General features: G+C 69.0%; 18 protein-coding genes. 6 read left to right on the plus strand and 12 right to left on the minus strand.

Translation table 11 applies throughout. The annotated features are described in order from the left end of the window. Nucleotides 1-2 precede the first annotated feature (2 nt). On the minus strand, nt 3-674 hold the full coding sequence (locus BMX16_RS04820; RefSeq protein WP_089899742.1) for a cell division ATP-binding protein FtsE: 672 nt from the start codon (nt 672-674) through the stop codon (nt 3-5). Between the two features lie 172 nt (nt 675-846). On the opposite strand from BMX16_RS04820, the gene BMX16_RS04825 reads away from it, so the two are divergent. Then, nucleotides 847-1665, plus strand: a complete 819-nt coding sequence (locus BMX16_RS04825; protein ID WP_089899509.1) for a zinc-ribbon domain-containing protein — start codon at nt 847-849, stop codon at nt 1663-1665. Between the two features lie 300 nt (nt 1666-1965). Here BMX16_RS04825 and BMX16_RS04830 read toward each other — a convergent pair whose 3' ends face one another. The 5 genes from BMX16_RS04830 to argH form a co-directional block, all read right to left on the minus strand. Further along, nucleotides 1966-4671 carry a DUF4175 domain-containing protein gene (locus BMX16_RS04830; protein WP_089899512.1) on the minus strand — a complete coding sequence of 902 codons (2706 nt, stop codon included), beginning with the start codon at nt 4669-4671 and terminating at the stop codon, nt 1966-1968. A gap of 4 nt (nt 4672-4675) precedes the next feature. After that, nucleotides 4676-5941 (minus strand): diaminopimelate decarboxylase, encoded by a 1266-nt coding sequence (lysA, locus tag BMX16_RS04835; RefSeq protein ID WP_089899515.1) that lies wholly within the window; start codon nt 5939-5941, stop codon nt 4676-4678. A gap of 150 nt (nt 5942-6091) precedes the next feature. After that, nucleotides 6092-6409 (minus strand): DUF2834 domain-containing protein, encoded by a 318-nt coding sequence (locus BMX16_RS04840; RefSeq protein ID WP_089899744.1) that lies wholly within the window; start codon nt 6407-6409, stop codon nt 6092-6094. Nucleotides 6410-6432: 23 nt separating this feature from the next. Further along, a complete protein-coding gene (locus tag BMX16_RS04845) occupies nt 6433-6687 on the minus strand; it encodes a hypothetical protein (RefSeq protein ID WP_089899518.1) in 255 nt (84 codons plus the stop codon). Further along, nucleotides 6684-8072, minus strand: coding sequence for an argininosuccinate lyase (gene argH, locus BMX16_RS04850; protein ID WP_089899521.1), 1389 nt, complete (start codon nt 8070-8072; stop codon nt 6684-6686). Before argH ends, BMX16_RS04845 begins: the two co-directional genes overlap by 4 nt. 16 nt (nt 8073-8088) lie before the next feature. Between argH and BMX16_RS04855 the strand changes: the two genes are divergently transcribed. Beyond that, nucleotides 8089-8661 carry a TlpA family protein disulfide reductase gene (locus tag BMX16_RS04855; protein ID WP_245731333.1) on the plus strand — a complete coding sequence of 191 codons (573 nt, stop codon included), beginning with the start codon at nt 8089-8091 and terminating at the stop codon, nt 8659-8661. Between the two features lie 2 nt (nt 8662-8663). Here the strand turns inward: BMX16_RS04855 and BMX16_RS04860 are convergent, their stop codons facing one another. Continuing rightward, nucleotides 8664-9275 (minus strand): YqgE/AlgH family protein, encoded by a 612-nt coding sequence (locus BMX16_RS04860; RefSeq protein ID WP_245731334.1) that lies wholly within the window; start codon nt 9273-9275, stop codon nt 8664-8666. Nucleotides 9276-9338: 63 nt separating this feature from the next. Here BMX16_RS04860 and BMX16_RS04865 point away from each other — a divergent pair, with 63 nt between their 5' ends. Continuing rightward, entirely contained in the window at nt 9339-10124 is a 786-nt protein-coding gene (locus BMX16_RS04865) for a protein-disulfide reductase DsbD domain-containing protein (protein WP_089899525.1), read from the plus strand. 10 nt (nt 10125-10134) lie between these two features. On the opposite strand, the gene BMX16_RS04870 is transcribed toward BMX16_RS04865, so the two are convergent. The 3 genes from BMX16_RS04870 to moaB all read right to left on the minus strand — a co-directional run bounded on the left by BMX16_RS04870 (nt 10135) and on the right by moaB (nt 15603). Next, on the minus strand, nt 10135-13524 hold the full coding sequence (locus BMX16_RS04870) for an efflux RND transporter permease subunit (protein WP_281242578.1): 3390 nt from the start codon (nt 13522-13524) through the stop codon (nt 10135-10137). Further along, a complete protein-coding gene (locus tag BMX16_RS04875) occupies nt 13521-14999 on the minus strand; it encodes an efflux RND transporter periplasmic adaptor subunit (RefSeq protein ID WP_089899528.1) in 1479 nt (492 codons plus the stop codon). Before BMX16_RS04875 ends, BMX16_RS04870 begins: the two co-directional genes overlap by 4 nt. A 61-nt stretch (nt 15000-15060) precedes the next feature. Continuing rightward, a complete protein-coding gene (moaB, locus tag BMX16_RS04880; RefSeq protein ID WP_089899531.1) occupies nt 15061-15603 on the minus strand; it encodes a molybdenum cofactor biosynthesis protein B in 543 nt (180 codons plus the stop codon). Nucleotides 15604-15791: 188 nt separating this feature from the next. Between moaB and BMX16_RS04885 the strand changes: the two genes are divergently transcribed. After that, nucleotides 15792-16781, plus strand: a complete 990-nt coding sequence (locus tag BMX16_RS04885) for an LLM class flavin-dependent oxidoreductase (protein WP_089899534.1) — start codon at nt 15792-15794, stop codon at nt 16779-16781. Between the two features lie 95 nt (nt 16782-16876). Next, nucleotides 16877-18088, plus strand: a complete 1212-nt coding sequence (locus BMX16_RS04890) for a GGDEF domain-containing protein (protein WP_089899536.1) — start codon at nt 16877-16879, stop codon at nt 18086-18088. A gap of 209 nt (nt 18089-18297) precedes the next feature. Here the strand turns inward: BMX16_RS04890 and BMX16_RS04895 are convergent, their stop codons facing one another. Together BMX16_RS04895 and BMX16_RS04900 are read right to left on the minus strand one after the other, a co-directional pair. Next, nucleotides 18298-19818 (minus strand): cryptochrome/photolyase family protein, encoded by a 1521-nt coding sequence (locus BMX16_RS04895; RefSeq protein ID WP_089899540.1) that lies wholly within the window; start codon nt 19816-19818, stop codon nt 18298-18300. Then, the gene (locus BMX16_RS04900; RefSeq protein WP_089899757.1) at nt 19812-20474 is read right to left on the minus strand and encodes an SDR family NAD(P)-dependent oxidoreductase; all 663 of its coding nucleotides are present in this window, start codon (nt 20472-20474) and stop codon (nt 19812-19814) included. The genes BMX16_RS04895 and BMX16_RS04900 overlap by 7 nt, the downstream gene beginning before the upstream one ends. A gap of 316 nt (nt 20475-20790) precedes the next feature. Here BMX16_RS04900 and BMX16_RS04905 point away from each other — a divergent pair, with 316 nt between their 5' ends. After that, nucleotides 20791-22350, plus strand: coding sequence for a 2-isopropylmalate synthase (locus tag BMX16_RS04905; protein ID WP_089899543.1), 1560 nt, complete (start codon nt 20791-20793; stop codon nt 22348-22350). Nucleotides 22351-22547: the final 197 nt, after the last annotated feature.

Genomic DNA, 22547 nt, shown 5'->3' on the forward strand with positions numbered 1-22547 from the left:
GGTCACAGCGCCGCCCCCGCCTGCAGGCGCCCATCCTTGAGCCGCAGGACCGATGCGCTGACCTGCGCCTTGGCGGCGCGGATCAGGTTCATGTCATGCGTCGCGATCAGCACCGTCTTGCCCATCCGGTTCAGCTCCACCAGCAGGGTCAGAAGGCGCTGCGACATCTCCCAGTCCACGTTGCCGGTGGGCTCATCTGCGATGATGACATCGGGCGAGGTGATGACCGCCCGCGCCAGCGCGGCGCGCTGCCGCTCTCCGCCCGACAGTTGCGGCGGCAGTTGCGCCGCCTGCGCCGTCAGGCCAACCCAGGCCAGCAGATCGTCGAGGTTGCCCTGCGCCTCCATGCTGCGGCCCGCGACCTGCAGGGGCAGCGCGATGTTGTCGGCCAGTGGCAGATGGTCCAGGAACTGGCAGTCCTGATGCACGACCCCGATCCGGCGGCGGGCCATCGCCACGTCGTCGCGGGTCATGGCCTGCGCATCCGCGCCGAACAGGTTCACGCGGCCGGCGGTCGCCCGCAGATCGCCGTAGCACAGCCGCAGCAGCGTCGTCTTGCCCGCCCCGGACGGCCCGGTCAGGAACTGGAACGACCCTGCTGCAAGGCTCAGCGTCAGGCCAGCGAACAGCTCTGCCCCGCCATAGCTGTAGGCCACGTCTTGCAGCTCGATCACCCGGGGGTCCTCCTTGGCGCGCTGATCCATCTTTTGCCCAAATCTGCAACAGGTTACAATGCAATCACGTGCGCACCCGGCGCAAATCCTTGGCGGCGGCGGGCCACGGGGATAGAGAAGGCAGGCTTGCGGTGCCGTCCGGCGCCGTGGCTGGTGCAAAGGAGCGAACGCGATGCGGCTGATCTGTCCGAACTGCGGCGCGCAGTACGATGTCGCCGACGATGCCATCCCCGACGAGGGGCGCGACGTGCAGTGTTCCAACTGCGGTCACACATGGTTCGAGTCGCCCGATGCACCGACGGGCGCCGAGGATGACGCGCAGGACGACACACCTTTTGCCATACCGCAGACGCCACCAGCACCGGACGCGGCACCCCGCGCCTCCGTAACGCCGCCGTCACCGACGCCCCCACAGCCCACGGCGATGCGCCAACAGCTTGACCCGTCGATCGCCGACATCCTGCGCGAGGAGGCCGCCCGTGAAGAGGCTGTGCGCCGCGCCGAGACACGTGACATGCCCGAACGGCAGGACGAGCTGCCGCTGTCGGCCCCGGCGCGCGCGCGTCGCAGCAGTCCCGACACTGGCACACCGCCCGCGACGCTGTCCGCTGCACCCGCCGTCACCTCGCCTGCGCCAACCCCGGCACCGACGGTGGCCGCAGCCACGACGGCCGGTGCCCGGCGCGAGATGTTCCCCGACATCGAGGAAATCAATTCCACCCTGCGATCCAGCGCGGACCGGGATTCGTTGTCGCTGTCGTCCGGTGCCATAGCCGAGCAGGACCGTCGGTCCGGCCGCATCGGGTTCTTCGGCACGCTGTTCGTCTTCGCCCTTCTGGTCCTGGTCTATGCCAATGCGGACACCATCGCAGAGGCGATGCCCGCTCTGGCGGGACCGCTGGACGCCTTTGCCACCAGTATCGACCAGGCGCGGATCCGTCTGGATACGTGGGTGCAGGGGCTTCTGAGCGAGACGCAGGGGACACCGTAAAGAACCATAGCGGTGCACCTCTCCGGTGTGGATGCGGGGTGCGGGGTGACCCCTCACGATCCAACGCAACGGGCGGTGCGCGTGGTCGGGCCGCACGCCCCAACGCGTGGTTTCACCGCCGCCCGATGACCGCCGGGTCGCGATGCGAGCGGGGGTGTGGGGGAGTGTGGAAACTGCGAGCGCCCATCATGTGACCCGGCACAAACGACCGCCACGCCGCCGTTCGCACAACCTTCCCGCCGCACCGCGCCGGGGCCTGCGCTGCGGCGACTGCACGGTCCCGGCGCGACGACCGGACGGTCAGAACCTGTCCAGCAACCGGTCGAGGTAATCGCGTTCCACCTGCGGGCGTGACTGTTCTGCGGACCTGCGGCGGATTTCGCCCAGCAGCTCCTCCGCCCGGCGATAGACGTCCTCGCCCTGTAGCAGGTTCTCGTCGGTGCCGTATTGCCCCGCACCGCCCAGCTCACGGCCCAAGGGGTCACGGCGGCTGGGTTGGACCTGACCGGTCGGGCCTTCGCCGGCGCCCTGATTTTCACCGGGCTGCGGCTGTTCGTTCTGCGCCAGCGCCTCGCCGATGGCACGCATCCCGTTGCGCAGGGCGTCCATCGCCTCGGCCTGCTGGTCGATGGCGCGGCCGTTGTCGCCCTGCCGCAACGCCTGCTCTGCCTGATCCATCGCCCCTTCGGCCTGATCGAGGGACCGGCGCGCGGCGTCGCCCGCATCGCCCGGCAGACCGGGCAGCGCGCCGCGTTGACGAGCCAGCTCGTCGCGCAGACCCTGCTGGCGTTCGGCCAGGCTTTCGCCGGTGCCAGCACCGTCCTGTCCCTCGCCCTCGCCTGCGCCACCGGGCTGGTCGCCGGGCTGCTGGCCCGGTTGCTGACCCTGCCCCTGCTGGCCGGGTTGCTGACGCTGCCCCGGTTGCTGGACCTGCCCTTGCTGACCCGGTTGCTGTCCCGGCTGCTGGCCCTGACCCGGCTGCTCACCGGGCTGCTGGCCCGGCTGCTGTCCGGGCTGGCCCTGCTGCCCCTGTTCCTGCATCTCGCGGAAGGCTTCGTCCGACAGTTCCTGCTGTTCGCGCAGGGTGTCGGCCAGATCCTCCATCGACTGCTGGCCGGGGGTCTGCGGGCCGCCGCTGCCGGGCTGGCCTTCGGTGATCCGCATGTTTTCCAGCAGCGCGTTCAGCTGTTCCATCAACGCCTGCGCCTCGGCCATGCGGCCTTCCTGCATCAGCTCTTCGATGCGGTCCATCAGGGCCTGCAACTCGTCGCCACTCAGCTCCATCTCGTTCTCGGACATCTGCGGCTGGTCGGTGCCGTCCTGCCCCGGCTCCATTTGGTCGGCCAGCATCTGCATGTAATCCTGCGTCGCCTCGCGCAACTCCTGCATCAGCTCCGCGATCTCGGCTTCCGAGGCGCCATTGCGCATCGCTTCGGCCAGACGTTCCTGCGCCCGCTCCAGCCGGGCGCGCGCATCGGCGAGGGTGCCTTCCTCCAGTTGCAGCGCCAGATCCCACAGGGCCTGCACGATCTCGGCCTCCACCTCGGGCGTCATGCCGGTGGCGCGGGTGGCGTCCAGCCTGCGGATGATGGTCCGCAACCGCAGGTAGCTGCCCTGATTGCCGAACAGCGTTTCCGGCGCATAGCTGACCGCGCGCAGCACCTGCACGACGCGGGTGGTGTTGGTCTGGCTCCACATCAGGTCGCGGCGCTGTTCGACGATGGCCCGCGCGACGGGCTGAAAGAACCGCCGACCGGGCAGGACGATGGATTCCGTCGTGCTGGTGCCGGTCTGTCCTGCCGCGTCCGTCACGCTCAGCGTCAGCGTGACCGGCATGTTCGCCAGCGGGTGCAGCGACAGATTGTCGACCAGCACCTGTTCGAAATCCGCACGATCGCCGCCGAAGGGCATCGGCAGGTCCAGCGTCACCGGCTCGATCTTTCGCGGGTCGGCGGCCAGCCCATAGCGGCGGTCCACCGCAGCCAGATCAAGGGCGATCACCGCCGTCCCGCTCTCGATGCCGTAGTCGTCTGCGGCGCCGAAGGGTTGCGACAGCTCTCCCATCGCGTCCGCCGTGATCGGCGCGGTCAGATCGACCTCGGGTGCGGCATCCGGCAGGATCAAGATTTCCCATACGGCGCCATTCGGGCCGTCGATGGCGATGCGACCTGCCGTAGTCACGGCAAAGGCCTGTTCCGTCTCTGATACCGGCACCGCATCGTCGGTGCGCCCGGACACGGTCTCGGCGACGCTCAATGCGCCCACCTCGCCATACAGGCGCAGCGTCACGGCGGACCCGGCGGGCACCGCCAGCGGACCGGGAGCAAGGTCGTTGAGGTAGAGCATCGGTCGCCCGGTATAGGCGGGCGGCGCGATCCAGCCTTCCCACGTGGGGCCGGTCGCAAGCGTGCCGCCGATGCCCCCCCGCGCGATGTCGGTGACGGAGCCGACCCGCAGGACCGACCCGAACAGCAGCGCCACCACGAAAAACAGCAGCGCCGTGAACCGAAGGCCGTAAGGATCGCGGTCCGACACGCGCAGGTCGGGGGCCACCGGCCGTGCGCCCTGCGTCGCGCGGCGCATCCGCGCCAGGTGCGCGGCCCAGACCGCCTGCGACGCCGGATCGCCTGCCCCGATGGCCTGTGTGTCGGCCACGGCGGCAATGGGGCGACCGGGCAACGTTGCGTCCAGTCGCGCCACTGCGTCGGCGGTCGTGGGCCAGTTGAACTGCCGCAGACCCCAGACGACCGTTGCTGCCAGTCCGACGCCACCCAGACCCACGAAGCCCCAGAACACCTCGAGGCTCATGCGGTCCTGCCAGCCGAACATCAGCGGTGCTAGGATGACGAAGGCCACGGTCCAGACCGGCCAGAACGCCCGCGTCGCGCGCTCCGCCACCAGTCCCCAGCGGGTCAGGGCCAGCGGGCGGGTCAGGTGGGGCAGATCGTGGGGCGTCTCGGGGCGGTCGGTCAGCGGGCCTCTCCCAGTCGTGGGCGGACGACCCATGTCGTTACAGCCACGCCGGAATGGTATCGCGCGCGATCATTTCGTCAAAGGTCGGTCTTTCGCGGATAACCGCAAATTGATCGCGCTGCACCAGCACCTCGGGGATCAGCGGACGCGAGTTGTATTCGGACGCCATCACGGCACCGTAAGCCCCTGCCGACCGGAAGGCGACCAGATCGCCGGGGGCCATCCGCGCCATCGCGCGGCCCTTGGCAAAGGTGTCGCCGCTTTCGCAGACGGGACCGACGATGTCGTAGGTGGCCCGCTCCGCCCCCGGCGCAGGCTCCACCACCGGCACGATGTCGTGGTGCGCGTCATACATGGCGGGTCGGATCAGGTCGTTCATCGCCCCGTCGAGGATCAGGAACTGCCGATCCGCCCCGTCCTTGACGTAGACCACCCGGCTGACCATCACGCCCGCATTGCCGGAAATCAGTCGCCCCGGCTCGATCTCGATCTCGCAGCCCAGATGACCCACGGTCCGGCGGATCAGGTCGCCGTAGTCCTGCGGGGTGGGTGGGGCGATGTTCGACTGGACATAAGGAATGCCCAGACCGCCACCCAGATCCAGCCTGCGGATGGTGTGCCCGTCGGCGCGGAGCAGCTCGGTCAGTTCCGCGACCTTCAGATAGGCCGCCTCGAACGGGGCCAGATCGGTCAGCTGGCTGCCGATGTGCACGTCGATCCCGATGGCCTCCACCCCCGGCAGGGAGGCTGCCAGTGCATAGACCTCTCGCGCCCGGGCGATGGGGATGCCGAACTTGTTCTCGGACTTGCCGGTGGCGATCTTGGCATGGGTCTGCGCGTCCACGTCCGGGTTCACCCGGATCGTGATGGGTGCGACGTGGCCCAGCGACGTGGCCACCTCGCTCAGCGCCACCATCTCCGGCTCGCTTTCCACGTTGAACTGGCGAATGCCGCCGGTCAGCGCCTGCCGCATCTCCTCCCGCGTCTTGCCGACGCCGGAAAAGACGATGCGGTCGCCGGGGACGCCGGCGGCGCGGGCGCGGGCGTATTCGCCGCCCGACACCACATCCATTCCCGCCCCCGCATCGCCCAGCAGACGCAGGACCGCCTGATTGGACAGCGATTTCATCGCAAAGCAGACAAGGTGGTCCATGCCCTGCAGGGCGGTGTCGAACAGATGGTAATGCCGCAGCAACGTGGCGCTGGAATAGACATAGAACGGCGTGCCGACCGTGGCCGCGATGTCCGCCAGCGGCACGTCTTCGGCGTGCAGGGCGCCGTCCCGGTAAAGAAAGTGATCCATGCGCCGCTCCTGTCCGTCGTTGTGGCGATGCATAGCAGACTGCGCCGCCGACCCAAGGGCGGATTCGCCGCAGGCACGGGACGGCGGGCGGGGCGCCTTCGCCGCATCTAGCGGCGAACAGCGCCGGACGGCGTCAACGCAGGCGTGCGGTCAGCGCACCGGCTTGCTGCGCAGGAACAGATACAGCGGCAGACCACAGCTGACCCCGATGCAGAACGTCGCCGGGATCGCCAGCAGGGCGATCCAGTTGCGCCGCACCGCGACCTCGGCCACCACCCACACCGTCAGCGTCACGGCGGCGATGGTCAGGTCCCAGACCAGACCGCTGGTCGCCGCATTGGCGTGCCATGCGTCCACCATCGCCATGATCGACCACGTATTCTCCTGAAACCACGCAACGAACCACCACATCGGATGGATCGCGCCCCAGACGGCCAATGCCGCCCAGACCCAGCGCAGAGGGGTCATGTCCTTCATGTCGCGTCCTTCCTTCACAACCCGAGGGCCAGCGGAATGCCGGCCGCACCCAACCGCACGCCGCCCGGCCCCAGGCTGACCCGCCCGATGCCGTCGGCCAGCGTCACGCCGGGGGTCACGCCGTTCGGGCCCACGCCGACGCCCACGCTGGCGGTCGTTCCGCCCGCTTCGCGCACGCCACCGGGCGGCACGGGATCGCCCTGCACGCCGCAGCCCGCCAGCGTCACGCCCGCCAGTGCCACCAGCGCGACAAGACCGATCCGCGTCATCCCAGCACCTTCCGCCACACGCCCACCGCCTCGCGCACGCGCACCGGTGCCGTGCCACCGAAACTGGTCCTTGAGGCGACCGAGTTGTCAACCCCCAGCACATCGAACACATCCGCCCGGATGCCCGCGTGGACCGACCTCATCTGCGCCAGCGTCAGGTCCGGCAGGTCGCAGCCCTGTGCCTCTGCCAATGCCACCAGCGATCCGGTGACGTGGTGCGCCTCGCGGAACGGCAGACCCAGCGCGCTGACCAGCCAGTCGGCCAGATCCGTCGCCGTGGAAAACCCGGTCCCCGCCGCGGCCCGCAGTGCGTCCGTGTTCGCGGTCATGTCGCCCACCATGCCCGCCATCGCGGCCAGCGCCAGCATCAGCGTGTCGGCGGCGTCGAAGACCTGCTCCTTGTCTTCCTGCATGTCCTTGGAATAGGCCAGCGGCAGCCCCTTCATCACCAGTGTCAGCGCCACGTTGGCGCCAAAGATGCGGCCGATCTTGGCGCGGATCAGCTCTGCCGCATCGGGGTTGCGTTTCTGCGGCATGATGCTGCTGCCGGTGGACCAGCGGTCCGACATCTTGACGAACCGGAACTGCGCGGACGACCAGATCACCAGCTCTTCGGCCAGACGGCTCAGGTGCACGGCGCAGATCGTCGCGGCCCCCAGAAACTCCAGCGCGAAATCCCGGTCGCTCACGGCGTCCAGACTGTTGGTCATCGGCCCGTCGAAGCCCAAGGCCTGCGCCGTCATGTGCCGGTCGATGGGGAACGACGTCCCCGCCAGCGCCGCAGCGCCCAGCGGCGACAGGTTCATGCGGCGGCGGGCATCGGCAAAGCGCGACCGGTCGCGCCCCAGCATGTCGACATAGGCCAGCATGTGATGCCCCCATGTGACCGGCTGTGCGACCTGCAGATGGGTGAAGCCGGGCATCACCCAGTCCGCCCCCGCCTCGGCCTGATCCAGCAGGGCGCGTTGGAGCGCAGCCAAGGCGCTATCGGCGGCGTCGCACTGGTCGCGCACCCACAGGCGGAAATCGACGGCGACCTGATCGTTGCGCGACCGGGCCGTGTGCAGGCGGCCCGCCGCTTCCCCCACGACCTCCTTCAGACGCGCCTCCACGTTCATGTGGATGTCCTCGAGCGCCGCCGAAAAGGCGAAGTCACCGCCCTCGATCTCTGACAGAACCGTGAGCAGGCCTTTGCGGATCGCCTCCGCATCGCTATCACTGATGATGCCCGTGGCGGCCAGCATGGCCGCATGGGCGCGCGAGCCTGCGATGTCCTGTGCCACCAGCCGCTGGTCGAACGAGATCGAGGCGTTGATCGCCTCCATGATCGCGTCGGGGCCTGCGCTGAACCGGCCACCCCACATCGTGTTCGCTGTCTTGGTCATGAAAAGGATGCGCCCCTTGAAGTCGATACGATCCGCCCTGCTCTATACGGCCATGGCCCTCCTTGCAAATGCGGCCCACGCGCAGGAGGCGCCCGATCTGGAGGCGCGGCCCAATCTGGAGGCGCTGAAGGACGGCGACATGCGCAAGCTGGCGATCGCCTCCAACCCCGCCCCCGCGCCGGAGGCCACGTTCACGACCGAGGATGGTGCCGAGGCATCGCTCGCCGATTATGCGGGCAAACCCGTGGTCCTGAACTTCTGGGCCACATGGTGCGCGCCCTGCCGTGAAGAGATGCCGCACCTGTCCGCCCTGCAGGACGCGATGGGCGCGGATGCGGTGGTGCTGACCGTCGCCACGGGCCGCAATCCGCCAGAGGCCATCGACCGCTTCTTCGAAGAGATCGGCGTGGACAACCTGCCCAAGGCGCTGGACCCGCGACAGGAAATGGCCCGCGCCTTCGGCGTGCTGGGCTTGCCGGTGACGGTGCTGATCGACGCGGAAGGGCGCGAGGTCGCGCGTCTGCAGGGCGACGCCGACTGGTCGTCCGACAGCGCGCAGGCCATCGTGGCGGCACTGGCCGCCGACTGACCTCAGGCCCGTCCACCCGTCAGCGACAGGCTGCTGGGGGACACCCCGATGGACTGCAGCGCCGCCGCCCGGATCGTCGCCGGGTCGGCGGCGAACAGGATCGCGGCATCCACCGGGGCGGTCAGCCAGTCGTTGCCCGCCAGCTCCGCCTCCAGCTGCCCCGGCCCCCAGCCCGCACAGCCCAGCGCCAGCAGGGCGTCCTGCGGGCCGCCCCCCGCCGCGAGTGCCACGAGGATGTCGCGCGTCTCGGTCAGGCCGATGTCGTCGGTGACGATCTGCGTTGCGTCCGCGCGGTAGTCCAGACCGTGCAGGACATAGCCCCGCATCCGCTGCACCGGCCCGCCACCGAACAGACGGACCTGCCGCCCCTCGCGGTGATGGTCGATGCGCATCTGATCGAGGATCGCGGCAAATGTGATGTCGCTGCGGGGGCGGTTCACGATCACGCCCATCGCGCCGTCGGCATCATGGTGGCACAGGCAGATCACGCTGCCCGCGAACCGCGGGTCAGCCATGTCGGGCATCGCGATCAGGAACGTGCCGCGCAGGGTCTGTATTTCCGTCACCATGACGCCGACGATGCGCCGCCGCGTCCCATGGTGCAAGGGCACCACGGCTTCGACCCATCGCCCATTCGTGACTTTCCAACGCAGCATCGATTGCGCAGGAAGGGCGTCATGAACCGTATCCCGACGCTCCTTGCTGCGACCCTTCTTCTGACCGCCCCCCCCGTGCTGGCGCAATCCGGCAGCGAGGTAGCGCGTGTCACCGTCCTGCCGGGCTATGTCACCGAAGGTGGCACGCATATGGCGGCGCTGCGCGTCACGCTGGCACCTGGGTGGAAGACCTACTGGCGCAGCCCCGGCGACGCCGGCATCCCGCCCCTGATCAGCCTGTCGGGTGGCAACGTCGCCACGGCGGCGTTCCACTGGCCCACGCCGGACGTGTTCGACCAGAACGGCATGCGGTCCATCGGATATCACGACAGCCTCGTGTTGCCGGTCGAGGTGACGGCACTTGACGGGGGCACCGGCCCGCTGCGGCTGACAGGGACGATGGACATCGGCGTGTGTCAGGACATCTGCATCCCCGCGCAACTGCGCTTCGACGGCGACCTGACGCCCGGTCCGCGCGATCCGGCGATCATCGGCGCGCTGCTGGATCAGCCGCAGGTCGCGGGTCACGCCACCTGCCGCGTCACGCCGCAGGCCGACGGCGTCCGGCTGGACGCCACGCTGACCCTGCCCCCCACCGGCGGGGCCGAGGCGCTGGTGATCGAGGCGGGCGATCCGCAGATCTGGGTGTCGGAGCCTGTGATCGCCCGGCAGGGCGGCACCCTGACCGCCACCGCTACCATGACGCGCGGCAGCGGTCAGGCCATCGCGTTCGACCGCGGCGCGGTGCGCTTCACCGTGCTGGGCCAGGACCGCGCGACCGAGGTGCGGGGCTGCACCGCAGGGTGATCCGGCGCGCCTATGCCCGGTGCCTGACGACCAGCACCAGCGCCGACGCGGCGTAGATCGCCAGCAGCGCCACCGCCAGCCCCGCCACGAACACCGCCATCGCCGCCCCCGTCCCCGCCGCTAGCAGCGGCAGGACGGCGCTGGCCGGGTCCCATGCACTGCCCGTGACCAGCACCGGGGCGACGGTTCCGGCGAACAGCGCCACAGCAAGGGCCGCCCCCAGCACCGCAGGCCCGCGCAGCGCCGCCCGGCGCGACATCAGCGCCCGGCGCGCGCTGCGCATCTGGCGGGCCAGATCGGCCTGCACCGCCATCGTCGCCGGCACCACCAACAGGACCAGCACCAGACCAAAGCCGAGGCCGTAGACCAGCGTCACCACCGTGGGTTTCAGGAACGCGGCCTGCGATGCACGCTCGTACAGCAGCGGCCCCAACCCCAGCACCGTCGTCAGCGTGGTCAGCAGCACCGGGCGCAGGCGGCTCGCCGACCCGTCGATGATCGCAGGGACAAGGCCGCGCGTCGCCGCCTGTTCGTCGATCGTCGTCACCAGCACGATGGAATCGTTGATGATGACGCCGGTCATGCCGATCAGACCGACCACCGTGAACAGGGACAACGGGATGTCCCAGACGTGATGCCCCCAGATCGCGCCCACGAGGCCGAAGGGGATCACGGCCATCACCACCAGCGGCCGCGACCAGCTGGAAAAGATCCACGCCAGACTGGCGTAGATGCCACCAAGCACGAGGATCAGCGCCGTCGCCGCATCCGAAAGGAATGCATCCGCCTGCGCGGACAGGCCCGCCTGCACCGTCTGGATGCCGTAACGGGCCCCGATCGCGGGCAGGATGCGGGTGTCGATTTCGGACTGGATCTGCGCCGCCCGGTCGGGGTCGTCGTCCGACAGGTTGCCCGTCACCGAGATCAACGGCACGCCGTTCTCGCGGCGCACGGTGCCGAAGCCGGACCGCGCCTCGACCTGCACCACGTCGCCCAATGGCACGAACGCACCGTCCGGCGTGCGGATCTGCGTGGCGTCGAGGAAATCGGCCGCCACTTCGCCCGCCGGCAATTCGACGCGGACGGTGACGGACCGCACGCCGTCGGGAAAACTCGCGGCCTCGATCCCGCCCAGCCGCGCGCGCAGGTCGGCGCCCAGCGCGTCGATGGACAGGCCCAGCGCCGCGCCCTGCGGCGTCAACGTCAGCACCAGTTCCTCGCGGTCGTAAGGCAGGCTGTCCTCCAGCGCCGTCACCTCGGGATAACGCGAAAGATCGGTCTTCAGCGCCTCGGCGGCGGCCTTGAGCGTCAGCGCATCCGCGCCGGACAACTGGATGTCGAGGCCGTCACCGCCCGGCCCCGCGCCATAGCTGCGGAAACTGACGGTTTCCGCCATCGGATGCTGCACCACCTCGTCCTGCAGGGCACTGACGAAGGCGGCGGCGGTGACGCTCCGGTCGTCGGTGTCGACCAGACCGATGCTGATCGACCCCAGCAGGTCGGGATCCTTGTCGTCGGCGCCGGCGATGCCGCGCCCCGCATTGCCACCGATCTCGGCCACCACATGCGCCACGGGGTTGCGACCGCCGTCCGCGTCGGCCAGACGCGCGGACAGGGCGGCGGTGGCGCGCTGCATCTCGGCCATCATGGCGCGGGTGTCGTCGCGGGTGGCACCGGGCAGCATGGCGACGTTGCCCGTCACCTCGCCCTGTTCGGGGTTGGCAAAGAACACCCACCGCACGTCGCCGCGCACCACCAGCGCGATCTGACTGGACAGCAGCAGCAAGGCACCGGCCAGCACCACATAGCGGGCCCGCACGACAAGGGCGATCAGCGGTCGGAACACCGCCCGCGTAAAGGCGTCGAAGCCGCGGTTCATGATCCGCGACGGCGCGTCATACCACGCCTGCGATCCGCCCAGACCGTGGCTCAGGTGACGCGGCAGGATCAGGAAACATTCCACCAGCGACGCGGCCAGCACCACGATCACGGTAAACGGGATGTCGGAAATCAGGCTGCCGAATTGCCCGCCCACCACCACCAGCCCCAGGAACGCGATGCAGGTCGTCAGCGAGGCCGCCAGCACGGGGCTGAACATGCGCTGCGCCGCGCGCTCTGCCGCGACCACCGACGGCTCACCCAGGTGGCGCGCGCGGTAGTCGGCATGTTCGCCCACCACGATGGCGTCGTCCACGACAAGGCCCAGCGTCAGGATCAGCGCGAACAGGCTGATCATGTTGATCGTGATGCCGGCGGCATACATCAGCGCCACGGCGGCCAGCATGGCCGTGGGGATGCCCGCCGCCACCCACAGGGCGGTGCGGGCATTCAGGAACAGGAACAGCAGCACCACGACCAGTGCCAGCCCCTGCACGCCGTTCTTGAACAACAGGTTCAGGCGTCCGGTGATTTCCTCGGCACGGGCGTTGATCAGGTCGATGCGCGTGCCCGCAGGCAGGGTCGGCTGCAGGCTGGCTGCGACGCGCTCCACGCTGTCCTGCAGACCGATGGCATCGCCGTCAGCCCCGCGCACAACGCCGATCATCACCGCAGGATCGTCCCCCACGTAATAGGCGCGGCTGCGGTCGGGGCCCAGCACGATGATGCGGGCCACGTCGCCCACGGTCAATGTCGCCCCGTCCGGGTCCGACCGCAGGGGGATTGCGGCAATCGCCTCCCGGCTGCGGGTCTCGGCGCCGGTGCGGATGCGCGCGGCACCAGAGACGTCGCCCACGGCGCTGCCCGTCGTCTCGGCGGCGATGCGGTCGGCGATGTCGCTCAACCCGATGTCGTTGGCGATCAGGGCCTGCGACGGCACCTCGACCAGAATGCCGGGGGCGGCGATCCCGCGCACAGTGGCCTGCGTGACGCCGGCCTGAAAGAGCTGCACCACCATCTCGTCGGCAAAGCGGCCCAACTGGTCGACGCCCACGGGGCCGGTGATGACGACGTCGGTCACGCGGTCGGTCCAGCCGCCGCGGCGCAAGGTCGGCTCCTCTGCGTCGTCGGGCAGGTTGCCAGCCGAATCGATGGCCTGCTGCACATTCTCGGCGGCGCGGTCCATGTTGGTGCCGGGCGTGAATTCGAGATCGATGCGCGCGCTGCCCTCGCTGGACCGGGCCGAGGTTTCGGTGACTCCTGCCACGGCCTGCAGCGCGGGGCCCAGCACCTGCACGATGCCCGCATCCACAGCCTCGGCCCCGGCGCCGTCCCATTGCACGCCGACGGTGATGCCGTCGATCACCACGTCCGGCAGGTATTGCGCGCGCATGTTGGGCCACGCCAGCAGGCCTGCCCCCAGCATCAGCGCCATCAGCAGGTTCGCCACGGTGCGGTGACGGGCGAAGTAGGACAGCAGGCCGCCCGGCTGCGCGCCGGTGCCGGGCGGGGTGCCGCTCACCCCTCCGCCTCCTGCTCCAGCATCGCCACGGTCGCGGCGGGCACGGTCGCGGCGTCGAGCTGTTGCAGCAGGCGGGCCTTCTCCACCTCGGTCATGTCGCTGGCGACCACCCGGTCCTTCAGCCGCGCACGGCGGTCTGGGTCGAGCGGGATCACAGCGCGCGCCGCCTCCTGCACGGGGTCTGCCGCGTCGGACGCCGGCACGGGACGCACGCCGATGCCGGCCCCCAGTTGCGGCGTGCGGGCCGTCACGATGGTCATGCCGTTCAGCGCCATGCCGTCCGGCCCCGTGCCTGCCACGATCACGTCGTCGCCCTGACGCCGCAGCACATCGACCGGCTGAATCGCGAGGCGGTCGCCCTGGGTCACGCGCAGCACCGTGCCGTCCGCCGCGACGGCGGTCGCCGGCAGCAGGACCACAGCCATCAGCGGCGGTTCCTGCACCGATACCGTGACGAAATCACCGGGGCGGAACCCCGCCGCGTCCGTCAGGCTGGTAAAGATCTGGCGGCCGGACTGTCCTTCGCCCACGGCACCGGCGATCCGGTCGATGGTGCCACCGGCGGTCAGGTCCAGACCATCCGCCGCCAGTGCTGCGGTGACGGGCAGCCCGATCACGCCGTCAGCCCCGTCCAGCAGACGCACGAACTGCGCCGTGGACAGCCGGAACGCAACCTCCAGCCGGGTCGGGTCGATCAGGGTGGCGATGGCCTCGCCCTCGTTCAACCGGGTGCCCTGTGCCGCCGTCACCGCCGTCAGGTTGCCGTCGAAGGGGGCGGTGATCGCCGTATCCGCCAGCGTGCGTTCGGCCTCGGTCAGGGCGATCTGCGCGCGCGACAGCGCGGTGCGGGCCAGATCCAGCCGCGCGGTAGCCTGCGCCTGCGACCGGCGGCCGGCAAGGATCGCCGATTGCGCCGCCGACAGGGCGAGCTCCGCGTCCTCGATGGCCGAGCGGGTGCCGACACCGCGCCCACCCAGATCCTGCGCGCGCGCCAATGCCCCCTGCCGCAGGTCGAGCTGCGCCTGCGCCTGCGCCAGCTCGTCGGCGGACAGCGTGACGCCGCGGTCCGCGTCGTGCACTTCGCCGGTGGCGTCCTGCACGTCGGCGGCGGCGCGGTCGCGGGCGGCCTGCGCCGTGGCGGGGTCGATCCGCAACACCACGTCACCGGCGGCCACCGCCCCGCCTTCGGCCAGTGTCGCCGCCGTCCAGACGACCGTGCCGCCGACCGGGGCGCGCAGGGCAAGGCTGGTCCGGCTGGCGACCTCTCCGTACACGGACAGGACCGGTGACAGGGTTTGCGGCGCGATTTGCATGACATCGACCGCAAAGACCCGTTCGCGGGGCGTGGTGTCGGCAGTTTCCGGGGTCATGCGGGCGACGACGGCGCTGCGCAGGATGTCCACCGCCCAGACCGCCAGCGCCAGCGTCACCGCCAGCAGGAACAGACCCGTCAAGGACCGTCGCAGCGCCCTCATGCGGCGGCGTCCCGTCGCTCGACAGGGCTGCCGTGCCATCGGGGGTCCTGCACCAGTCCGGTCATGCGCGTGTCTGGTGTTCGGCCAGTCGTGGCATGATCTCGACGAAATTGCAGGGCCTGTGCCGCATGTCCAGCTGCAGGGAAAGGATCTCGTCCCATGCGTCGCGGCAGGCGCTTGGACTGCCGGGCAATGCAAACAGATAGGTGCCCTGCGCCACGCCGCCCGTCGCACGGCTCTGCACAGCACTTGTGCCGATCTTGGCCATGCTGACGTGGGTGAACACGACACCGAACGCGTCGATCTCCTTCTCGTACACGTCGCGGTGCGCCTCGACCGTCACGTCGCGCCCGGTCAGCCCGGTGCCACCGGTCGAGATCACGACGTCGATGTCCGGGTCCGCGCACCAGCCACGCAGGGTGTCCGCGATGGTCGCGCGGTCGTCGGGCACGATGCGGCGCGCGGCCAGCACGTGGCCCGCCGCCGTCAGCCTGTCCACCAGCGTGTCGCCGGACCGGTCGTCGGCGGGCGTGCGGGTGTCGCTGACCGTCAGTACCCCGATGCGGACGGGAATGAAGTCGCGGGTCTCGTCGATGCGGCTCATGTCCGGCCCTTTCGTCATGCGTCGTGCGGCGGCACTGTGCGCGACGCCTGCGCCCGCGTCCATGCGGCAGTTGGAACCAAAGCAGCATGACCCACCCGCAGGCAAGCCAAGTTCCCGTGTGCCGATCGCCCCTTGCACGCTGGATCGCGGCCCTTACCTGTAGGTCATCCCCAGTGACGGACGATCCCATGCGCTATTCCATCCTCGACCTTGCCCTCGTGCCCGCAGGCAGCACCGCCGCCGAGGCCATCGCCGCCAGCGTGGCGCTGGCCCAGCGGGCCGAGGATCTGGGATACCACCGCTACTGGCTGGCCGAGCATCACAACATGGAAGGGATCGCCTCTGCCGCGACCTCTGTCCTGATCGGCCACATCGCGGGTGCGACAAGGACGATCCGCGTCGGGGCCGGCGGCATCATGCTGCCGAACCACGCGCCGCTCGCCATCGCCGAGCAGTTCGGCACGCTGGCCACGCTGTATCCGGGGCGCATCGACCTCGGCCTTGGGCGCGCACCCGGCGGCGACGGTCATGTGATGCGCGCGATGCGGGTGGACCGGCGCGGCGACACGTTCCCGCAGGACGTAGTCGAGCTGATGGAATACTTAGGCGACGACGCCACCGGCCCGGTGCAGGCGCATCCCGGTCGCGGCACCCATGTGCCGGTCTGGATGCTGGGCAGTTCGCTCTTCGGTGCGCAGCTCGCGGCCTATCTGGGCCTGCCCTATGCCTTTGCCAGCCACTTCGCCCCCGACGCGCTGGAGGATGCGATCGCCACCTACCGCGCGACGTTCCGCCCGTCGGAACAGCTGGAACGGCCGCATTTCATGCTGGCCGCCAACGTGATCGCCGCCGACACCGATGCGCAGGCGCACCGGCTGCGGACCTCCGTGCAGCAGGCCTTCGCCAACCTGCGCACCGGCAAACCCGGAAAGCTGCCCGCGCCCGTCGATGACATCGACGGGCTGATCGGGGCCGGTGTGCGCGCTGGCGTCGATCAGGCGCTGCGGATTTCCGCGGTCGGCAGCCCGGCCACGGTGCGTCGCCAGATGGCCGACCTGATCGCCCGTTATCAACCCGACGAGGTGATCCTCACCGGCCAGATCCACGACCCCGCCGCGCGCATCCGCAGCTTCGAGATTGCGGCGGATGTGATGCAGGATACCGCCCTCGCGGCCTGATACCGCCCCCGTCTTGCTGCTGCGCCGTCCTTAACGTTCCTGCAACCTTGCGCTGTCAGAACGGGGCGGAACACGGCGCGGGCACAGGGCGGATCATGGGATCGTCAGGACAGAACCGGGGTTCCGGTGGCGCGGCGGTCCCGCACATAGACCGCTGGCTCCGCCTCGATCCCGCGACCGAAGCGCGCTACGAACGCGATACCGGTGCCGCGCGGCGCAACCATCTGCGCCACATCATCATCTTCGGCCTGCTGCTGTACAACATCTACAACCTGACCGGCCCGCTGCTGATGCCTGACATCGCGCCGGCGGCCAGTGTCGTGCGGATCGGCGTGGTGACGCCGGCCGCACTGCTGCTGGCCTGGGCCGTCCTTCACCTGACGCCGGTCTGGCGCGAACGCGCCATCTTGGTCACGATGACCGCCGCGCACCTGATGCCGACGGCTTTCTTTGCGGTCACACGGGCGGAACTGGGCGCCTACACCTTCGCGGAACTGACGCTGACGATGGTCTATGGCAACATGCTGCTGGCGCTGCGGTTTCGCCACGCGGCGCTGTTCACGGCGATCGGCGTGATCGCGCCCTTGGCGGCCGTCGCACTGCGCCCCGACCTGCCGCCGCAACTGGCCGCGAGTCTGGCCATGCAGATGCTGACCGCCGGGATCTTCAGCCTCTATGCCACGTACCTTCTCGAATGGCGGCGCTGCGATGATTACGTGACCGCCCTTCTGGCGACGATGCGGGCCGAAAGGGCGGAAGAATCGCAGCAGCGCTTGACGGTGATGTCGCAGACCGATCCGCTGACGGGATTGCCGAACCGCCGCTATCTGGACGAACGCCTAGCCGACTGGTGCGCGGCCGCTGCACCGCTGGCGGTCCTGATGATCGACGTGGATCACTTCAAACCCTACAACGATACCTACGGTCACCATGGCGGCGACGATTGCCTGCGGTTGCTTGCACAGGCGTTCCACGCCACCCTGCCGGTCGAAGATGCGTTCTGCGCCCGCTTTGGCGGAGAAGAGTTCATCGGCGTCCTGCGCGGCACCGACAGGATCGGCGCCCAGGCGCTGGCGGCGCGCATCCGCGACGTGGTGCAGGCCTTGGCAATCCCGCATGCCGGACGTCGGGACGGCACCGCCATCGTCACGGTCAGCATCGGCGTGGCGTTGAGCGTGGACGGAGAGAACTCTGCCACCGATCTGCTGGCGCAGTCCGATGCGGCGCTGTACCGGGCCAAACGCGGTGGCCGCAACCGTGTGACGTTGCACGACCCGCCTGCGCGCGTCATCGCACGGGCCGTATGACGGTGTCGGACACAGGGCGACGTACGGTCCTTGGCCCGGCAGCGATCAAACGCCGCGAACAGCGCAGGTCGCGGTTGCACGTGGGATGAGATCCGTCGCCCGACGTGCCGATGTGGTGGCCTGTGCCGATGCCACGCCCGGTCATCGCCCTGCGGTCGGGCCGATCTGTCATGTCCCCTCTCGACAGATCATTCAGACCGGGTCGCCCGTCAGACGGGGTCGCCCGCATCCAGCCGCGCGAGGATCGCATCACCCTCTGCGATGATCGTCGCCCGCTTGCCTTCGTCCATGCGGTCCCACGTGCCGTACATGTTGCCCATCCGGGGGTTGCCCTTGAACAGCGTGCGGTGCCGGTCGAGGAAGTGCCAGTAGAGCAGGTTGAACGGACAGGCATCCTTGCCGGTCTTGACCGCGACCTTGTAGGCGCAGGCGCCGCAGTGGTCCGACATCTTGTGGATGTAGTTGCCGGAACTGACGTAGGGCTTGCTGGCGATGATCCCGCCGTCGGCGAACTGGCTCATGCCGATGACGTTGGGCGCCTCGACCCATTCGTAGGCGTCCGCATAGACCGCGAGATACCATTCGTGGACCTGTGCCGGGTCCACTCCCGCCAGCAGGGCGAAGTTGCCGGTCACCATCAGACGTTGGATATGGTGGGCATAGGCCTCCTCCTGCGTCTGCTCCACCGCCTTCTTCATGCAGCGCATGAAGGACGGCCCGCCCCAGTACACCCCCGGCAGGTCGCGGGTATGCTTCAACCCGTTGCGGGTGACGTAATCAGGCCCCTCGCGGAAATAGATGCCGCGCACGTATTCGCGCCAGCCGATGATCTGGCGGATGAACCCTTCGGCGGCGTTGATGGGCGCATCGCCCGCCTGCCACGCCGCCTCCACCGCCCGGCACACCTCCAGCGGGTCGAGGAGCCCGGCGTTGATGTAGAGCCCGACGATCCCGTGATAGAGGAACCTGTTGTCGTCCAGCATCGCATCCTGAAAATCGCCGAACAGCGGCAGGCCATGTGTCACCCAATGCGCCAGATGCTGCCGTGCCTGACCTTGATCTGTGGCGAACCAGAAATCGTCGAGGCTGCCGAAGTTGTTGCCGAACCGCTGCCCGACCAACGTCAGCACCTCCTGCACCGTGTCGTCCGGGGTGAACCGCATCGGGCCGCTGTAATCGACGCTGCCGGGGGCGGGCTTGCGGTTGTCGTGGTCGTAGTTCCACTGGCCGCCCGCAGGCTGGTCGCCGTCCATCATCAACCCGGTCTTGCGGCGCATGTCGCGATAGAAATACTCCATGCGGAGCGCCTTGCGCCCTGTCGCCCAGCCGTCGAAATCCTTGTGCGACGCGATGAAACGGTCGTCTGGGCGCAGGTCCACGGTCACCGGACAGTCCCGCAGCGCCGCGATCAGCCGGTGTTCGCCGGGTTCGGTCGCGATCACCCGGTCCGCGCCATGTTTCTCCGCCGCCGCCAGCAGCGCGCCCGTGATGCTGGTCACGCCATCAGGCAGCGTGGTGTAGTCCACGGTCCAGCCATCCGCGCGCAACCGGGCCGCGAACTTGCGCATGGCGGCGAACAGGAACGCGATCTTCTTGGGATGGTGAGGCACGTAGCCCGCCTCGTCAGCGACCTCGGCCATGACGACGACATCATGGGCCTTGTCGGCTGCCCGCAGCGCGGACAGACCGTCGCTGAGCTGATCGCCCAGCACGAGGATCAGGGTCACCATTGAATCGCCTCGCGGGCGTAGTCAAAGAATCCACCGGTCGCATCGCCGCTCAGCCCGTCGATCACGGCGATCAGGTTGGCGGCGGCCTCCTGTGGCGGGACAGTCTTGTGGCGGCCGGCATAGTCGGCGGTGAACGGCGTGGCGACGGTGCCCGGATGCAGCGCCACGACGACGCTGTCCTTGTGGCTGCGCCCCAGTTCCACCGCCGCACCGTGGACGATCTGGTTCAGCGCCGCCTTGGACGCGCGGTAGGAATACCAACCGCCGATCCGGTTGTCGCCGATGGACCCGACCCGTGCGGACAGCACGGCGCAGACGCTGCGCCCCTGACGGGGCAGCAGCCGCCCCATGTGCCGCAGGATCAGCGCGGGTCCGATGGCGTTGACGGCGAACACCTGTGCCATGGCCTGTGCGTCGATCGCCTCCAGCGTCTTTTCCGGTGTGCCCAGCACGCCGACGGCTACGAACACCAGATCGAACGGCACCTCCAGCGCGGCCAGCGCCCGGTCCACACCAGCCTCATCGGTCACGTCGAACCCATCCTGCTGGCGCGACAGCGTGACGACCGTGTCGCCACGCGCCTGCAAGGCCTGCGTCACCGCCTGCCCGATCCCGCCGGATGCGCCGATCACCAGCGCCCGTCTGCCGTCCGTCACCACTTGCCGCTCCCCTGTCTGTCAATCCGCATCTAGACCCGCCCCCCGCCGCGTCCATGCATCATCTTGCCGCAAATACGCCGGGTGATGCCGCCTTTCGGCCACGGTGCGCGTCTGGGGCATCGCCCTCCAACAACGCCCTTTCCCTTGCGGAACGGTGCGGTATAGTCGCCGCCATGACGACGCACCGCATCATCATGGCCATCGCCCTGCGTGACCTACGCCTGCATCACGCCTGAGCGTGCCTTTCGGCGCGACCGCTCACGACAGGCCAGCGCCGACACTCCACATGCCAGACCCATCAGGACCACGCCCCATGACCGACCGCGTTCTCATTTTCGACACCACCCTGCGCGATGGCGAACAATCGCCCGGCGCCACCATGACCCATGCGGAAAAGCTGGAAATCGCATCCATGCTCGACGACATGGGCGTGGACATCATCGAGGCGGGGTTTCCCATCGCCTCGGAGGGTGACTTTGCCGCCGTCAGCGCCATCGCGAAAGCGTCGCGCAATGCCACGATCTGCGGGCTGTCACGCGCCAACTTCAAGGACATCGACCGCTGCTGGGAGGCAGTGAAACATGCGGCCAAGCCGCGCATCCATACCTTCATCGGCACCTCGCCGCTGCACCGGGCAATCCCGAACCTGACGATGGACCAGATGGCGGACCGGATCCACGACTGCGTGACGCACGCCCGCAACCTGTGCGGCGACGTGCAGTGGTCGTCGATGGATGCGACCCGCACCGAGTGGGACTTCCTCAAACGCACGGTGGAAATCGCGATCAAGGCGGGGGCCACCACGATCAACATCCCCGACACCGTGGGCTACACCGCGCCCGTGGAATCAGCCGACCTGATCCGCCGTCTGATCGCCGAATGCGACGGGGCGGACGGCGTGATCTTTGCCACGCACTGCCACAACGACCTCGGCATGGCAACGGCGAACGCGCTGGCCGCCGTCGAAGGCGGCGCGCGCCAGATCGAATGCACGATCAACGGTCTGGGTGAACGCGCGGGCAACACCGCACTGGAAGAGGTCGTGATGGCGCTGAAGGTCCGCGCCGACATCATGCCGTTCCACAGCCGCGTCGACACCCGCAAGATCATGGCAATCTCGCGCCGGGTGGCGACCGTGTCGGGTTTTCCGGTGCAGTTCAACAAGGCCATCGTGGGCAAGAACGCCTTTGCCCACGAATCTGGCATCCATCAGGACGGCATGCTCAAGAACGCCGAGACGTTCGAGATCATGCGCCCGACCGACGTGGGGCTGACCGAAACGTCGCTGGTCATGGGCAAGCATTCGGGCCGGGCAGCACTGCGCGCCAAGCTGGCCGAGCTCGGCTACGAGATGGCCGACAACCAGCTGGCCGACGTCTTCGTGCGGTTCAAGGAACTGGCCGACCGCAAGAAGGAGGTGTTCGAGGAGGACCTCGTCGCGCTGATGCGCCAGAACGATGCGGTCGAGGATCGCATCCGCCTGAAATCCCTGCGCGTGGTATGCGGCACCGACGGGCCGCAGACCGCCGACATCGTGCTGACCATCGACGGGACCGACCACAGCGCCAGCACCACCGGCGACGGGCCCGTGGACAGCGCCTTCAACGCGGTCAAGGCGCTGTTCGACCACAACGCCCGCCTGCAGCTTTATCAGGTGCACGCGGTCACCGAAGGCACCGATGCGCAGGCCACCGTCAGCGTGCGGCTGGAAGAGAACGGCCGCATCGCCACCGGGCAGTCGGCGGATACGGACACGGTCGTCGCGTCCACCAAGGCCTATATCAACGCGCTGAACCGTCTGATCGTGCGCCGCGAAAAGACCGCCCCCGACCACGACACCAAGGGCGTGCATTACCGCGACGCCAGCGCCTGACCGGCGCGCGCGGGGTCAAGTCCCTGCAATCGCGCAAGGAACCGGCGGGCGGGGGGACGTTCCCCGCCCGCACACGCAACTGTGGCGGGTTTGCGCCACACGGTGTCCGCCATGGGGCTTTCATTTGCGCAGGGCTTGTCCCTATAAGGCGCACACTTGACGCCGCGCGGAATCACGCGAGCGTCACAACCGTTTCG

Origin of the sequence: Loktanella fryxellensis (assembly GCF_900110065.1) — a bacterium.
Taxonomy (GTDB): Bacteria; Pseudomonadota; Alphaproteobacteria; order Rhodobacterales; family Rhodobacteraceae; genus Loktanella; species Loktanella fryxellensis.

Bases quoted from the DNA above. Each gene is read 5' to 3' on its own strand.
- BMX16_RS04885 (WP_089899534.1), top strand. From the start codon at position 15,792: ATGCGCTATTCCATCCTCGACCTTGCCCTCGTGCCCGCAGGCAGCACC.
- BMX16_RS04905 (WP_089899543.1), top strand. From the start codon at position 20,791: ATGACCGACCGCGTTCTCATTTTCGACACCACCCTGCGCGATGGCGAA.
- BMX16_RS04830 (WP_089899512.1), bottom strand. From the start codon at position 4,671: ATGGGTCGTCCGCCCACGACTGGGAGAGGCCCGCTGACCGACCGCCCC.
- BMX16_RS04895 (WP_089899540.1), bottom strand. From the start codon at position 19,818: ATGGTGACCCTGATCCTCGTGCTGGGCGATCAGCTCAGCGACGGTCTG.
- BMX16_RS04845 (WP_089899518.1), bottom strand. From the start codon at position 6,687: ATGACGCGGATCGGTCTTGTCGCGCTGGTGGCACTGGCGGGCGTGACG.
- BMX16_RS04890 (WP_089899536.1), top strand. From the start codon at position 16,877: ATGGGATCGTCAGGACAGAACCGGGGTTCCGGTGGCGCGGCGGTCCCG.
- BMX16_RS04825 (WP_089899509.1), top strand. From the start codon at position 847: ATGCGGCTGATCTGTCCGAACTGCGGCGCGCAGTACGATGTCGCCGAC.
- BMX16_RS04875 (WP_089899528.1), bottom strand. From the start codon at position 14,999: ATGAGGGCGCTGCGACGGTCCTTGACGGGTCTGTTCCTGCTGGCGGTG.
- BMX16_RS04865 (WP_089899525.1), top strand. From the start codon at position 9,339: ATGAACCGTATCCCGACGCTCCTTGCTGCGACCCTTCTTCTGACCGCC.
- BMX16_RS04840 (WP_089899744.1), bottom strand. From the start codon at position 6,409: ATGACCCCTCTGCGCTGGGTCTGGGCGGCATTGGCCGTCTGGGGCGCG.
- argH (WP_089899521.1), bottom strand. From the start codon at position 8,072: ATGACCAAGACAGCGAACACGATGTGGGGTGGCCGGTTCAGCGCAGGC.
- lysA (WP_089899515.1), bottom strand. From the start codon at position 5,941: ATGGATCACTTTCTTTACCGGGACGGCGCCCTGCACGCCGAAGACGTG.
- moaB (WP_089899531.1), bottom strand. From the start codon at position 15,603: ATGAGCCGCATCGACGAGACCCGCGACTTCATTCCCGTCCGCATCGGG.